The organism is Acidobacteriota bacterium (assembly GCA_020845575.1).
GTDB lineage: Bacteria > Acidobacteriota > Vicinamibacteria > Vicinamibacterales > Vicinamibacteraceae > Luteitalea.
Map to the genome: position 1 here is coordinate 51,859 of JADLFL010000018.1, position 15,103 is coordinate 66,961.

Sequence of the window (15,103 nt, forward strand, 5' to 3'; positions counted from 1 at the left end):
GTTCCCTACGGCGTGACGCGCACGGCTTCCCCGCCCACGAGGTTGCCGGGTTCGACGATGACGCGGTCGCCCGCCGTCAGTCCCTTGAGGATCTCCACCGACTCCGCCTGACGCCGTCCGAGCTCGACGCGGCGCTCCACGACCTTCGCGTCTGCAACCGTCAGCACCTTCTCGACGCCGGCGAAGCTGACGATGGCGGTGGCGGGTACGACGATGGCGGGCGTGGCTGCCGCGACGAGGATGTCGGCGGTGGCGAACGAGCCGGGGCGGATGGTGGCGGCCTCGTTGCCGACCTGTGCTTCGATGCGGAGCGAGCGGCTCTGCTCGTCGATCGCCGGGCTCACCCGCACGACCCGCCCGTCGTACGCAACGGCATCGCCCTCCACCCGGACCCTCACCGTCTGCCCCACCTTGACGCTGCTCGCCTCGCGCTCGGGCACGTCGGCCTGCAGACGAAGCGGGTGCATGCGAACGAGGGTGGCGACCGGGGCGCCGGCGTTCACGTACTGGCCGGGAGAGACGGACCGTTCGCGGATGATGCCCGCAAACGGGGCAATGAGCACGGTGTCCACCAGCTCCTGTCGCGCGAGGTCCAGTTCCGTCTTGCGTTGCGTCAGCAACGCCTGCCGGTTACGGACCTCCTCGAGGGCGTCCTCGTAACGGCCGTCGGCGACCTGCAGGGCGGCTTCGGCCGAATCCAGCTCGGCGCGAGACGCGATGCCGCGTTCCACGAACGTCTTCACGCGGCTGTGGCTCAACTTCGCTTCGTCCAGCACGGCGCGGGCCTGACGCACGACAGCCGTTCGTTCGGGATCGACGCGATCGGTCGTGCCGGCCGGCTCGAGTCCGAGGCGCGCGCGCGCCTGCTGCAGGGCCGCCTCGGCCTGCTGGACACGCAGTTCGAAGTCGACAGGCGCGAGGCGCGCGATGGTCTGGCCTGGCCCGACGCGCGAACCGAGATCCACCGCGATGCCCTCGATACGGCCGGCCACCTTGAAGCCCATGGCGACCTGATCCTCGGCGGCCAGCGTCCCCGTGACGGTGACGGTGCGCACGAGCGTGGTTTCACGCGCGGGCTGCACGCGCACGGCCGTCGGCTCACCGGACGTGCCGTCGCCAGCCGCGCCGGTGGCGGCCGGCGCGGCCCCGCCGCACCCGGCCGTCAGCAACAGGACCGTGACCAGCATCGGGCACAGCACAAGCGGGAATCGCACGAAACACGGAACCGACACGAGCATGGCAGGAGCGGCGAAAGACATTGATCCACACAAGAGTACGACGGACGGCTGCAGTCCGCTTAGAGGGGACTCACGGGGCAGGGCGTACGGCGCATTCGGCATTCGGCATTCGGCATTGCCGTAGAATCACCCCCTGTATGCATCCCTGGCACGACATCTACGTCGACGACCATCTCATCGCCAAGACCTTCCCTGTCGTCATCGAGGTGCCGATGGGGAGCAAGAACAAGTACGAGCTCGACAAGGAGTCCGGATTGATGCGGCTGGATCGCGTGCTCTACAGCGCGGTCTACTACCCGGCCAATTACGGATTCATCCCGCGGTCGTTCTGCGACGATGGCGACCCGCTCGACGCGCTGGTGCTGGGACAGGAGCCCGTGCACCCGCTCACCGTCGTGCAGGCGCGGGCCATCGGTGTGATGCGCATGCGCGACGAGAAGGGGCTCGACGACAAGATCATCGCCGTCAGTACGCTCGATCCGGCCTTCAACGAGTACTCCGATCACACGCAGTTGCCGGGGCACACCCTGCGCGAGATCAAGCGGTTCTTCGAGGACTACAAGCAGCTCGAGAACAAGCTGGTCGAGGTGACCGACTTCCTGGGCCCCGAGGAAGCCCTCAACATCCTCAAGGACTCGCTCGACATGTATCGCCGGCTGCGGCGCGGCGAGCTCTACGGCAAGTAGCACTCGCATCGAGTCATCGACGCCGATGATCCAGGGACTTTTCGACGGCTATCCAGACTGGGCGCGAGCCATCCTCGTCGCCGTCATCGTCCTGACGGTGGCCTACATGGTCGCCGAGGCGTTCTCGCGCCTCGTGGGCGCGCTCATCGGTCGCATCGATGCGCGCGTATCGGGCGAACTGGCGCGCCGCCGGGCCACGCGTGCCGGCCTGCGCGTGGTACGGCTCATCGTCACGCTGCTCGTGGCGGCGGTCCTGATGTTCCCCTCGATGGCGCTCGTGGGCCTCCGTCCCGGCGTGGGCCTCACGCCCGAGAGCCTCGCCATGTGGATGACCGGTTCGGGCCTCCGCATCGGCCTGGTCGTGCTGCTCTCCTGGCTGGTGACGCACGTCGTCGCGCTGGGCGTCGCGCGACTCGAAAGCGACGTCGGCACCGGAACGACGGTTGACGCGATCGAGCGCACCAAGCGCGCCCGGACGCTCGGCACGCTGGTGCAGACCACCGCGTACACGCTGGTGTCCTCGATCGCGCTGCTCATGATCCTTCGCGAACTGCACGTGGACATCACGCCCATCCTCACGGGCGCCGGCATAGTCGGCCTGGCCGTGGGGTTTGGCGCGCAGTCGCTGGTAAAGGACATCATCAGCGGGTTTTTCCTGATTCTCGAGGACCAGGTGCGCGTGGGCGACGTCGCCAACATCGATGGCACCGGTGGGCTCGTCGAACGGATTACGCTGCGCACGATCATCCTGCGCGACGAGACGGGCACCGTGCACGTGATTCCCAACGGCAGCATCCAGCGGCTCTCGAACCTGACCAAGGACTTCTCGTTCTACGTGACGAGCGTCGGCGTCAGCTATCGCCAGGACACCGACGATGTCATCGCCGTGCTGCAGGAGGTCGCCAATGGGATGCAGGACGATCCGGCGTTCGCCCCGTTCATGCTCGCGCCGCTGGATGTGATGGGCGTGAACACGCTCGGTGAGTCCGTGGTGGAGATCAAGGTGCGTCTCAAGACCATCCCGGCCAAGCAGTGGGCCGTCGGGCGAGAGTTCCTGCGCCGCGCGCGGATGGCATTGCTGCGCGCAGGCGTGGAACTGCCGGCTCCCGCGCGCCGCGTGCTGCCATCCGTCGGGCCGGGTTCACTGGCGCACGCGAGCGAGGCGCCCGCGCTCGACACGTCCACGCCATCCGAACCGGACGCATGACCGGCAGCGCAGTGTTCGGCCTCGCCATCGCGCTCGGCGCCTGCCTGCTCTTCCAGGTCCAGTTCCTGCTGGCCAAGCTGATCCTGCCGTGGTTCGGCGGGTCGCCGTCTGTCTGGTCCACGAGTCTGGTCGTCTTCCAGGTTCTGCTGCTGGCGGGGTACGCCTACGCGCACGCCATCGCGGCCCTGCCGCGACGCGCGCAGTTGACGCGACACGTCGCGGTCGTCGCCGTGATACTCGGCGTACTGATCTGGCGCGCGGCGACGTGGCCGTCTCCCGTCACGCCGGGTGATGACTGGAAACCGGATCCTGACAGGTCGCCAATCGCGCAGATTCTCGTACTGCTGACGGGTGCCATCGGCCTGCCCTTCCTGGTACTCGCCAGCACGAGCCCCCTGCTGCAGCGCTGGCACGCCGACCGCTGGCCGGATCGATCGCCGTACCGGCTCTACGCGCTCTCGAACCTCGGATCGCTCGTCGGCCTCGTGTCGTATCCGTTCCTCGTCGAGCCGCACCTCGACGTCTTTCAGCAGGGTCGATGGTGGGCGCTCGCGTACGGGCTCTACGCCGTGGCAGTCATGGCGTGCGTCAGGGGCATGCGGACCATCCCTGTCGCGACGCAGCATGGCGCTGCAATCGCGCCCACCGTGGGCCTCGACGCTCCCACGACAGTCCGACGTCCCAGGCTCGGTGATCACGTCCTGTGGCTCGTGCTGGCGGCCGTGCCTGCCGCACTGCTGCAGGCCACCACGACGCGAATCACACAGGACATCGCCGCCGTACCGTTCCTCTGGATGGTGCCGCTGGCCGTCTATCTCGTCACATTCATCGTGGCTTTCGAGTACCCGCGTGCGTTCCACCGCGGCATCCTGACGGTGCTGCTGGCGCTGGGCATGGCGGCGGCGATCCCCGAGTGGTCAGTGAAGTACACGCTGTCTGCCGTGCTCGGCGAACTCGCGTTGGTGGGCTGGTGCTTCCATGGCGAACTGGCCGCGCGTGCGCCGGCACCGGCGTGGCTCACGCGATATTTCCTCGTCGTGTCTGCCGGCGGCGCGATGGGGAGTGCGCTCGTGGCGTTCGGCGCGCCCGCCTTCTTCAACGGTCTGCTCGAATACCCGCTCACGCTGATGCTGGCCGCGCTCGTCCTCGGTGCCGTCTACGTCCTGCGCGGGGAGCACGCCGCGACCATCGGTGCCGCGCGTCTCGCCAGAACCGTTGGCGTGATGTTGGCCGTGCTGGGAGGAACCGTGGGCGGCAAGACGCTCCTTGGCTGGAACAGCCTCACCTCCGATGCGATCTTCGCGTCGCGGAGCTTCTTCGGCGCGCTGCGCGTGCGGGAACAGCAGTTCGACGATGGCGCGCGCTATCACCGGTTGCTGCACGGCACGACCCTGCACGGCCTGCAGCATCTCGGCGCGGAGAAGGCACGCAGGCCCACCACCTACTACACGCCGACGAGCGGTGTGGGGCAGGCCTTGAGCGCGCTCTCGTTGCAGGAGCAGCCGGTGCGCGTCGGGGTGATAGGCCTCGGCGCGGGCACGCTCGCGGCGTACGGCCGCAAGGGGGATGCGTACACGTTCTTCGAGATCGATCCGCAGGTCGTCGCGCTGTCAACGGCACCGGCGCCGCTGTTCACGTACCTCCGCGACTCGGAGGCACGCGTGGACATCACGGGTGGCGACGCGCGGTTGAGTCTCGAGCGCGCCAGCCCGTACGGATTCGATCTGCTCGCCGTCGACGCCTTCAGCAGCGATTCGGTGCCCGTCCACCTGCTCACGCGCGAAGCCTTCGCGCTGTACGCGCGCCACCTGCGATCGCCGCAGGGCGTGCTGGCCGTCCACGTCTCCAACCGCTTCCTCGAACTCGAAGCGATCGTGCAGGCCGGCGGCGCCACAGCGGGATTCACCACCGTCCAGGTGGACGACGACATCGAGACCGACGATGCGGATCGCAGCACGTGGATGCTGCTCGCCCGCGATCCGTCGGTGCTCGCCCATTTCGGCGATGCGTGGAACGACGCACCGGTGACCCCGTGGACCGACGCGTCGAGCAACCTGTTCCAGGCCCTGCGCTGGTGACGATCGCATGAGCCGTGCCGCGCCGCTCGCCTGCGCCATCACGCTCGGCGCCTGCCTGCTGTTCCAGATCCAGTTCCTGCTCGCGCGACAGATCCTCCCGTGGTTCGGCGGCTCTCCCGCCGTGTGGTCCACCAGTCTTGTCGTGTTCCAGGTCTTGCTGCTGGCGGGCTACGCCTGGGCGCACGGCCTGGCGCGCCTGCCATCGAAGCGCTGGCAGGCCGGCCTGCAGGCAGCGCTCGTCATCGCAGGTCTGGGCGTCGTGGCGTGGCACACGATAATGTGGCCATCGCCGGTGATGCCCGGCGCCAACTGGAAACCTGTCGCTGACCAATCACCCATCGCATCGATCGCGGTGCTGCTCGTCGCGACGATCGGCGTGCCGTTCCTGACGCTCGCAAGTACGAGTCCCCTGCTCCAGCGATGGCATGCGGCGGGCGTCTTCACGCGGCGCGCAGACACATCGACAGTCGGCCGTACCGGCTCGCCCTATCGCTGGTACGCCGCCTCGAATGCCGGATCCCTCGTCGGCCTGCTCTCCTATCCCCTCGTCGTCGAACCGAATCTCGATCTGCTCCGCCAGGGTCGCTGGTGGTCGCTCGGGTACGTCGCATTCGCCGCCGCCATGCTGGCGTGCGCGTGGATGGCGGGGACGGATCCGGGCACCGGGCACCGGGCAGCGGGCACCGGAACACGGCCGGACACCGGGGACGGGACAGTGCGCACCGGAGAACAGTCGGGCACCGGCAGCGCGGCGGACGCTCGTGGCGGTGCCGCGGCGATGGCGCTCGCGGCGGTGCTGGCGGCCGTGCCGGCGGCGCTGCTGCAGGCGACCACGACCCTGCTCACGCAGGACATCGCGGCGGTGCCCTTCCTCTGGATGTTGCCGCTGGCGGTGTATCTCCTCACGTTCATCGTGGCGTTCGAGCGCCCCGCGGTGTGCCCGCGCGCGCCGCTGGCCATCGCGCTGGCCATCGGCGGTCTCCTGTCGATCTGGCGAGGACCGGCAGGCGTGGCGCTGGTCCTCGCGCTGGCCACCATGGCAGTCGCAGGGTTGGCGCTGCACGGTGAACTCGCACGCCGGGCACCACCAGCCGACAGGCTCACGCGGTACTACCTCGCAGTCGCGGCGGGCGGCGCGGGCGGCAGCGCGCTCGTGGCGTTCGGCGCACCGCTCACGTTCGCGCGCGTCATCGAGTATCCCGTGACCCTCGTGGCGGCGCTCGTCACGCTCGCCCTCGTCGTGTGGAGCGACAGGCACACGTCATCACACCCGCAGAAACAGCGCCTGCTTGCGCAAGGGTTGATGCTCGCGGCACTGGTGCTCACTGCAGCGACCGATATCGAATCCCGACTGGTCGCCATGCAGACGACGCACGCGTCGCGCAGCTTCTTCGGCACCGTTCGCGTGCGCGATCTCCGTACCGCCGACGGCGCGCACATACGACACCTGATCCACGGCACGACGCTGCACGGCATGCAGATACTGGACGACAATCGCCGGCTCGAACCGACGGCCTACTTCAGGCCCACGAGCGGGATCGGCCGCGCGATGGCGGCGCTTCGCGCGCGCCGCGAGCCACTGCGCGTGGTGGTCGTCGGTCTCGGGATCGGCACGCTGGCCGCATACGGCCGCGAGGGCGATCGCCTCACGTTCATCGAGATCGATCCGCAGGTCGCGGCGTTGTCGGCGGGCCCGAGTCCGGCGTTCACGTTCCTGCGCCAGGGGCCGGCCACGACCGACATCGTCGTTGGCGACGGACGGCTCGTGCTCGAACAGCAGCCGCCCCTTCACGCCGATCTCCTCGTCGTCGACGCGTTCAGCAGCGACGCGGTGCCCGTGCACCTCATCACCGTCGAAGCACTCGGGCAGTACGAACGGCATCTGCGCGACGCACGAGGGCTCATCGCGATCCACGTATCCAACCGCTACCTCGACCTCGTCGACGTCGCCGTCGCCACCGCGCACGCGCACGGGCTGACCGCCGTCCACATCGAGGACGCAGCCACGACACTCACCAGTCGCGCGTCGGACTGGGTCCTCCTCGCACGCGATCCCGCCAGTGTCACGCCCTTTGGGGCCGTCGCCTCGTCCAACGCACACCCCTGGACCGACACATGGAGCGCCCCGTGGCAGGCCAGGAAGCGGTGAGCGGCATCACTCGCGCTACCCTATCCCCGATGCTGACTGCGCCTGAATCGCTCGAAGGCTGGTGCCTGCTGCACCAGATGTTCCGCGTCAACTGGTCGTCACTGCAGGACGCGACGCCTCACGACTGCGCCACGCTGGCGAGCGGTCTCCAGGACTTCCTCACGGGCGTCACGCCCGACGATGGGAGCTCGATCGCCGTGGCGATGCTCGGACACAAGGCCGACCTGATGCTCGTCCACGCGCGGCGCTCGTTCGACGCGCTCGTGCAGGCGCAACTCGACGTGGCACGCCTGCCGATGGCCGAAGTGCTCGAATCCGCGACGTCGTACGTGTCGGTCGTCGAGCTCGGCATGTACGAGATGACGGCCAAGATCGACGAGCAGCTGAAGGCGCGCGGTCTGACGCACGGCTCCGACGAGTATCGTGCGGCGATGAAGGAGGCGATGGACGCCCAGCACGGACGCGTGAGCGGGCGCCTGTTCGCGCCGTTCCCGGCACGCCGCTACGTCTGCTTCTACCCGATGGACAAGCGGCGCGGCGAGATCAAGAACTGGTACGGCGCGCCGTTCGAGAAGCGCGCGGCGATGATGCGTGAACACGGACACATCGGCAGGCTGTACGCCGGCGCCGTGACGCAGATCATCTCCGGATCGATCGGGTTCGACGACTGGGAATGGGGCGTGGACCTGTTTGCCGACGACCCGATCGTGTTCAAGAAGCTGATTTACGAGATGCGCTTCGACGAGGCGAGCGCCGACTACGGCGAATTCGGCCCGTTCTACACGGGGGTGCAATTCTCCGCGTCGCAGGTCGCGACATGGCTGGAGGGCCGGACGCCCGCGCTCCTGCCTGCAGGCGCGGGTCAGTAACCCGACGCGCCGCTTACCGGCGCAACGGTCGCGCCCTTCGATTCCTGCACGATCTTGACGCCGGCGCTCGCGCCAATGCGCGTGGCGCCGGCCTTGACCATCTCCTGCGCACCGCTCAGGTCGCGCACGCCGCCAGCGGCCTTCACGCCCATCTCCGCGCCCACCACGCGCCGCATCAAGGCGACGTCGGCAGGCGTCGCGCCCGCACGCGCGAAGCCCGTGGACGTCTTCACGAACGTCGCGCCCGCGGCCTTGGCGAGCGTACAGGCGGTGACCTTTTCCTCGTCGGTGAGCAGCGCCGTCTCGATGATCACCTTGCTCACCACACCTGCCGCGCGGCACGCGTCGACCACGGCATCGATGTCCAGTTGCACCGTACGCACGTCGCCGGACTTGAGCGCGCCGATGTTGATCACCGTGTCGACCTCAGTCACGCCGTCGAAGATCGCGCGACGCGTCTCGTACTGCTTCACGTCCGGCGTCGTGGCGCCGAGCGGGAATCCCACCACCGTACACACGCCCACGGGACTCCCGTGCAGCAGGCGCGCCGCGAGCGTGATCCACGTGGGATTGAGGCACACCGTCGCGAAGCCGTGTGCGCGCGCTTCGGCGCACAGCGTCTCGATCTCGGCCTGCGTCGCGTCGGCCTTCAGCAGCGTGTGGTCGATCAGTCCGGCAACGGTCCCCGCCGGCGCACCTGACGCCTGCAGCCCGAGGCGGCTCGCGCCCGCATCGAGCACGCCGCGCAGTCGATCCGGGCAGCAGTCGACGTGCACGCTGTGGCACGTACACCTGCCCCCCGGCGCACCGCCCGTCGCGCGCAGCACTTCCTCGGTGACAATCTGCACCAGCCGTTCGATGTCCAGCGTCGAGTAGCTCATTCCGTATCCGGTACGACCACGCTCGGCGAGCGGGCCTACCCGTCCAGCCGTTTCAGTTTCAGCACTCTCCGGATGTAGCGCGGTTCGGTCATGGACGTCGTGAAGAACGTCACGGCGATCGCCAGCGCATCGCTCGTGGAGACGAGCGTGGCCCCGAGCGCGAGGACGTTGGCGCCATTGTGCTGCCGCGCGTAGCGGGCCAGCGTCTCGTTGAAACACAACGCCGCACGCACGCCCCGCACCTTGTTGGCCGCCATCGTCGATCCGAGCCCGGCGCCGTCGATCACGATGCCCGCATCGGCCTCGCCACGCACCACCACGAGGCCGACCTGCTCGGCGATGTCCGGGTAGTCGACGGGCGCTGGCGATGCGCCCTCTGGTCCGACAGCCTGTACGGCAAGTCCTCGCCCGCGCAGCGCAGACACCAGGAACTGCTTCAGCGCCACGCCCGTGTGGTCGCTGCCAACGACGACACGCCTGACGTCGGCCACGGGCATGAGATCCGCGCCGTCACCGTCGACGACCTGGTCGGCGCGCAGGACCGTGATCCGCCTGTCGCGTAGGGTGTCGGCGGCCAGCGGCGTGACGTGGCCGCCCGGCAACAGCTCCACCGTGCTGCCCTCGGGCAGCATGCGGGCGTCGGCCTCCGTGATCATCGCGAAACGTGCCATGTGTGCTAGCCTGCGCCGGCCGATGACTCTCGATCCCGAGTCCCTGCCCGACCACCCTGCCCCGCTGCTCACGCAGGAGGCGATCGCCATCAGGGTCGCCGAGATCGCCGCGCAGATCCGCGCTGATTATGCCAGCACCCGCGACCTCCACCTGATTTGCGTGCTGAAAGGCGCCTTTGTCTTCTTCTCGGACCTGGTCCGCCAGCTCGATCGTCCGGCCACGCTGGACTTCATCGTGGCGTCGAGCTACCACAAGGCGACGCGGTCGTCGGGTGAAGTACGCCTGATCAAGGACCTCGACACCGGCATCGAAGGGCGGCACGTGGTGATCGTCGAGGACATCGTCGACACGGGCCTCACGCTCACGTACCTGCAGGACATCCTGCGCGCGCGCGGCCCGGTGTCCGTGAAGACAGCGTGCCTGCTCAGCAAGCCGTCGCGGCGCGAGGTCGACGTGATGGTCGACTACACGGGATTCACGATCGAGGACCGCTTCGTGGTCGGCTACGGCCTCGACTACGCCGAGAAGTACCGCAACCTGCCCTACATCGGCGTCCTCGACGCCAGGACCTGAGCGGCCGATGAGAGATGGAGCGAACGGGCGTCAGTCCGCTGGTCAGCGCAACGCCGCGCGCACGCGGTCGGCCATGCGTTGGGCGTCGGCGAGGACGGCCTTCGCGTCGAGCGTCCTCACGATGCGGTCGTGCATGAGGATGCGGCCGTTGACCACCGTCGTGCGCACGTCGCTGGCCTTGGCAGCGTAGACCACCTGCGCGATTGGATCGAACATCGGCTGCAGGTGCGGCTGCGTGGTGTCCACGACGATGACGTCGGCGCGGCGCCCTGGCGTGATCTGTCCCAGGCGATCGGCCATGCCGATGGCCCTCGCGCCACCGCGCGTGGCCATGTCGAGCACGAATGACGCTGGCGCGACTGTCGGATCCGCGCGCACCACTTTCTGCAGAAACGCCGCCTGTCGCATCGCCTCGAACATGTCGAGGTCGTTGTTGCTCGCGGCACCATCGGTCCCGAGACCGACGGTGACGCCCGCCGCGGCGTAGTCGCCGAGCGGCGCGGTCCCGCTCGCCAGCTTCATGTTGCTTTCGGGATTGTGCGAGATGGCCGTCCCCGACTCGGCCACAAGCCGGATGTCGTTCGGGCCGAGCCACACACCGTGCGCACCGATCACGTGAGGTCCGAGCAGCGCCAGCTTCGCGAGATATCCGGTCGGCGACAGCCCGAGCGTTCTGATTGCGTCTTCGCGTTCGGTGCGCGTCTCTTCCAGATGGATCAGCAACGGCACTCTCCGCTCGCGTGCCAGACGATCGGTGGCACGCAGCGTGTCGGCGCTGAGCGTGTACATCGAATGCGGTGCGACGGCCGGCGTCACGAGCGCGTCGCCCTTGTACCTGGCGATGAACGTCTGCGCGCGTGCGAGTGCCTCCTCGGGCGTTCTCGCGTCTCCGACCGGGAACTGGATGATCGTCTGGCCGAGCACACCGCGCAGACCGGCTTCCTTCGCCGCTTCGGCGACCTCCTCCTCGAAGTAGTACATGTCGACGAAGGTGGTCGTGCCGCCGAGGATCATTTCGAGCGCCGCGAGGCGCGTGCCCGCGCGTACGAACTCGGGCGACACCGTCTTCCCTTCCGCCGGGAAGATGTACTTGGACAGCCAGTCCTGCAGGTTCAGGTCGTTGCCGAGCCCGCGATACAGCACCATCGCGGCGTGCGTGTGTGTATTGATGAGCCCCGGAAGCACGACCTGCCCTGTCGCGTCGACCGTCTCGGCAGGTGAGAATGCCGCGGCAATCTCCTCCGGTGTCCCCACGCCGACGATGTCGGTACCCGCAACGGCGATCGCCCCGGGCGAGAGGACATGCCGCGCATCGTCCATCGTGACGATGGTGCCGCCGGTGATGACCAGCGACGCCAACTGTCGTCCGTCCTGCGCATCGGCGGCCGGCCGGCACGCACTACCCGCTGCCATGGCGAGCGTCGCGACCACCCGCAGGCACACACGCGTCAACGCGTTCCGCTCGATGCGCATCATGCGTCCCTACACGTTGAAGCGGAACAGAAGGACGTCGCCGTCCTGCACGACGTACTCCTTCCCTTCCGATCGCACCAGCCCCTGCTCGCGAGCCGGCTTCCAACCACCCACTCGCACGAAGTCGTCGTACGCCACGGTCTCGGCGCGGATGAACCCCTTCTCGAAGTCCGTGTGGATCACGCCGGCGGCGGCCGGTGCCTTGTCGCCCGCGTGGATCGTCCAGGCGCGCACTTCCTTCTCGCCCGCCGTGAAGTAGCTGCGAAGGCCGAGCAGGATGTAGGCCGCGCGCGCGAGCCGATCGAGTCCTGATTCCTCCAGCCCGAGCGACGAGAGGAACTCCAGGCGATCCGCCGCGTCGAGTTCGGCCAGTTCGGCCTCCACCTTCGCGGAGAACACGACGACGCCGGCGTTCTCGTGCTCCTCGGTGATGCGTGCGCGGAGTTGCTCGACCAAGGCGTTGCCCGTCGCGGCCTCGTCTTCGCGCACGTTCGCCGCGTACAGCACGGGCTTGGACGTCAGCAGATTGAGCGCCTTGAAGGCAGGCACGAGTTCGTCCGACGGCTCGTACAACCGCGCCGGCTTGCCGGCTTCGAGCAGCGTCTTGACGGCCTCGACCATCGCGACTTCGGCCTTGGCCGCGGCGTCGCCCGATCGCGCCATCTTCACCGACTTCTCCAGGCGCTTCTCCACCGTGGCGAGATCCGACAGCCCGAGCTCGATGTTGATGATTTCGCGATCGCGCACCGGATCGGGTGCGCCCATCACGTGCTGGATGTTCTCGTCCTCGAAGCAGCGCACCACGTGGACAATCGCGTCGACCTCGCGGATGTTGTGCAGGAACTGGTTGCCCAATCCCTCCCCCTGACTCGCGCCCTTCACGAGGCCGGCGATGTCCACGAACTCCACGGACGCCGGCACCACCCGTTCCGGCGATACGAGCTTTTCGAGGCCGGTCAGGCGCGGGTCCGGCACCATCACGATGCCCGTGTTCGGTTCGATGGTGGCGAACGGGTAGTTGGCGACGAGCGCGCCGGCCGAGGTGAGGGCGTTGAAGAGCGTGGACTTGCCCACATTAGGCAGGCCGACGATACCGAGTCGAAGCATGTGCGGGTGACGTGATGGCCGCGACGGACAGCCCATCTGCCCTCGCGCGAACCTCCAATCCTAACGCAGGCCGCGCCAGACCTGTCAGGAAGCGATTGCCGACCGCCGCCGCGCTTCAGTACAGTGCGCGCGTGCCGGTCCATCGCATCGACCACCCCGTGGCCCAGGAACTGCTCACGCACCTGCGCGACGCGCGGACGCCCTCGCCGCTCTTCCGGCAGTATGCGCAACGCCTCAGCGTGCTGATCGCCACCGAGGCCATGCGCGACATCCCTACCGAGCCTGTCCTCGTCGAGACGCCGCTCGGGCCGGCCGACGGTGTACGTGTTGCGGCGGACGTGGTCGTGGTACCCGTGCTGCGCGCGGGGCTCGGCATGCTCGACGCGGTGCTGAGCGTGGTGCCGCACGCGCGCGTCGGGCACATCGGCCTGCAGCGCGACGAGGCGACGGCCGTGGCGTCGCAGTACTACGCCAAATTCCCTGCGAGGCTCGAACAGAGCCTCGTCGTGCTCGTCGACCCGATGCTGGCGACGGGCGGCAGCGCCGTCGCATCGCTCGATCTCCTGATTGCTCGTGGCGCGCGCGACATCCGGCTGCTGTGCATCGTCGCCGCACCGGAAGGGATACGCGAGGTGGAAGCGCACCACCCGCACGTGCGTATCTTCACACCCGCAATCGACAGCCACCTCAACGCGCGCAAGTTCATCGTTCCGGGTCTCGGCGATTTCGGCGATCGCCTGTTCGGCACGACGTGACCGGCCCCTACCGTGCTTCGGTCGGTGGCTGGGGAATCCCTGACGGCGCTCGCCCTGTCGTCAGCGCGGTCTCCATCCAGTGTTCGAGACGACGCGTCTGCTCCAACGTCGTGTTGTGGCCCGTCGTCAACGCGAGCATCCACACCTTCGGGGCCGTGATGACGTTGAACGCCGAGAAGATCGACGTCGGTGGACACGTCTCGTCGTTGTAGCCCCAGGTGTAGATGCCCGGCGCCTTCACGCGACGCGCGAAGTTGACGACGTCGTAGTACGGCAGCGTCGCCAGCGCCTCGGGCGTCGCCTTCGGACCGGGTCGCGTGGGATGGAAGAAGTGCGGCCAACCGCCGGCGCGACCGCGCGCGTATCCGGTGAGATCCGAGAGCGCCGGATACGTCGACGAAAGCGCCTTGACGCGCGGATCGAGCGCCGCCGTCACGATCGCCAACGCGCCGCCCTGGCTCCCGCCAACGACACCGAGGTTGGAACCGTCGTAGCCTGGCAGACTCGTGAGCACGTCGTTGGCGCGCACGGTCGACAGATACACGCGTCTGAAGAAGAACCTGTCGCGATCCTCGACGTTGTTCATGAAGTAGCGCGAGAGGCTGCCGGCACCCAAACCCGTGTAGACGACCGGATCGAGCGTGACGGGCAGGCCGTGGATGCCGATCTGCAGCGTGATGATGCCGCGCCGGCAGGGCTCGATGAGGCCGCGATACGGTCTGACACCCGCGCCGGGCACCGACAGCAGCGCCGGGTGCGGTCCCGGCGTCGTCGGCTCGCACAGGATGCCGTACATGCGACTCGTCGTGGTCGCGTCCGGATCGAGGCCAACGGTCTGGAAGCTGACCTGAGACACGCTGATGCCGGCCCCGCCATACGTAGGCAACGGCTCACGCGTCAGATCGACGGGGATGCGTGCGAGCCTCTCCTTGCCGGCGCGCCAGAACGTGTCGAAGTCCACCGGATCCGACACTGTCGGTCCGATGCGCGACGGATCGAATCCCGCCGTACCGACCCCGCGATAGCTGCGCCCTTCGTGGTCTGCCGTTCCGATGCACCGCAGGAATCCCGGGGATGTCATCGTGCCGGCCTCCACGACGACCAGCGCCGCGCCGCTCGTGACCTCGCGCGTCACCGTCGGTGGCAGCATCTCGGGACCGCACCGCACGGTCACCGTCACACCCGGCAGCGACCGTCCATCGCGCCGCACGTCGACGCTGAACGCCGCCGGCGCCCCGACGGCATACGTCCACGTCGGATTGGTCGGCGTGACGACGATGTCGAGCGCGCCCGTGACGACGTCCTGCGCGCGCACCCCTGAAGCCAGGAACACGCCCCCCAGAACCACTCCCGCAACCTGCACCAATGTCCGCATGAGCGCAGATCCTAGTGCAGGACCGGCGACCACCGGCAAC

General features: G+C 68.3%; 13 protein-coding genes. 7 read left to right on the plus strand and 6 right to left on the minus strand.

Annotated features, from left to right (window positions below; genetic code table 11):
- Window positions 1–5 precede the first annotated feature (5 nt).
- Window positions 6–1,214 (minus strand): efflux RND transporter periplasmic adaptor subunit, encoded by a 1,209-nt coding sequence (locus IT182_05485; GenBank protein ID MCC6162784.1) that lies wholly within the window; start codon window positions 1,212–1,214, stop codon window positions 6–8.
- 161 nt (window positions 1,215–1,375) lie between these two features.
- Here IT182_05485 and IT182_05490 point away from each other — a divergent pair, with 161 nt between their 5' ends.
- The 5 genes from IT182_05490 to IT182_05510 are packed head-to-tail and all read left to right on the plus strand — an operon-like array spanning window position 1,376 to window position 8,227.
- The gene (locus tag IT182_05490) at window positions 1,376–1,924 is read left to right on the plus strand and encodes an inorganic diphosphatase (GenBank protein MCC6162785.1); all 549 of its coding nucleotides are present in this window, start codon (window positions 1,376–1,378) and stop codon (window positions 1,922–1,924) included.
- Window positions 1,925–1,949: 25 nt separating this feature from the next.
- Window positions 1,950–3,131 (plus strand): mechanosensitive ion channel, encoded by a 1,182-nt coding sequence (locus IT182_05495; GenBank protein MCC6162786.1) that lies wholly within the window; start codon window positions 1,950–1,952, stop codon window positions 3,129–3,131.
- Window positions 3,128–5,209, plus strand: coding sequence for a fused MFS/spermidine synthase (locus IT182_05500; protein ID MCC6162787.1), 2,082 nt, complete (start codon window positions 3,128–3,130; stop codon window positions 5,207–5,209). Before IT182_05495 ends, IT182_05500 begins: the two co-directional genes overlap by 4 nt.
- 7 nt (window positions 5,210–5,216) lie before the next feature.
- Window positions 5,217–7,358, plus strand: a complete 2,142-nt coding sequence (locus IT182_05505; GenBank protein ID MCC6162788.1) for a fused MFS/spermidine synthase — start codon at window positions 5,217–5,219, stop codon at window positions 7,356–7,358.
- A gap of 29 nt (window positions 7,359–7,387) precedes the next feature.
- Window positions 7,388–8,227 (plus strand): heme-dependent peroxidase, encoded by an 840-nt coding sequence (locus IT182_05510; protein MCC6162789.1) that lies wholly within the window; start codon window positions 7,388–7,390, stop codon window positions 8,225–8,227.
- On the opposite strand, the gene deoC is transcribed toward IT182_05510, so the two are convergent.
- Window positions 8,221–9,108, minus strand: a complete 888-nt coding sequence (gene deoC / locus IT182_05515) for a deoxyribose-phosphate aldolase (GenBank protein ID MCC6162790.1) — start codon at window positions 9,106–9,108, stop codon at window positions 8,221–8,223. The genes IT182_05510 and deoC overlap by 7 nt on opposite strands.
- 35 nt (window positions 9,109–9,143) lie before the next feature.
- Window positions 9,144–9,605 (minus strand): RpiB/LacA/LacB family sugar-phosphate isomerase, encoded by a 462-nt coding sequence (locus IT182_05520; protein MCC6162791.1) that lies wholly within the window; start codon window positions 9,603–9,605, stop codon window positions 9,144–9,146.
- Between the two features lie 196 nt (window positions 9,606–9,801).
- Between IT182_05520 and hpt the strand changes: the two genes are divergently transcribed.
- Window positions 9,802–10,353 (plus strand): hypoxanthine phosphoribosyltransferase, encoded by a 552-nt coding sequence (gene hpt, locus IT182_05525; GenBank protein MCC6162792.1) that lies wholly within the window; start codon window positions 9,802–9,804, stop codon window positions 10,351–10,353.
- Window positions 10,354–10,395: 42 nt separating this feature from the next.
- On the opposite strand, the gene IT182_05530 is transcribed toward hpt, so the two are convergent.
- Complete coding sequence (locus IT182_05530) at window positions 10,396–11,826, minus strand: amidohydrolase (protein ID MCC6162793.1); 1,431 nt, start codon at window positions 11,824–11,826, stop codon at window positions 10,396–10,398.
- Window positions 11,827–11,835: 9 nt separating this feature from the next.
- Complete coding sequence (gene ychF, locus IT182_05535) at window positions 11,836–12,933, minus strand: redox-regulated ATPase YchF (GenBank protein MCC6162794.1); 1,098 nt, start codon at window positions 12,931–12,933, stop codon at window positions 11,836–11,838.
- A 14-nt stretch (window positions 12,934–12,947) separates the two neighbouring features.
- Here ychF and upp point away from each other — a divergent pair, with 14 nt between their 5' ends.
- Window positions 12,948–13,688 (plus strand): uracil phosphoribosyltransferase, encoded by a 741-nt coding sequence (gene upp / locus IT182_05540; GenBank protein MCC6162795.1) that lies wholly within the window; start codon window positions 12,948–12,950, stop codon window positions 13,686–13,688.
- A 7-nt stretch (window positions 13,689–13,695) separates the two neighbouring features.
- On the opposite strand, the gene IT182_05545 is transcribed toward upp, so the two are convergent.
- Window positions 13,696–15,063: an acetylxylan esterase gene (locus IT182_05545; protein ID MCC6162796.1), complete on the minus strand. Its 1,368-nt coding sequence runs from the start codon at window positions 15,061–15,063 to the stop codon at window positions 13,696–13,698.
- Window positions 15,064–15,103 lie beyond the last annotated feature (40 nt).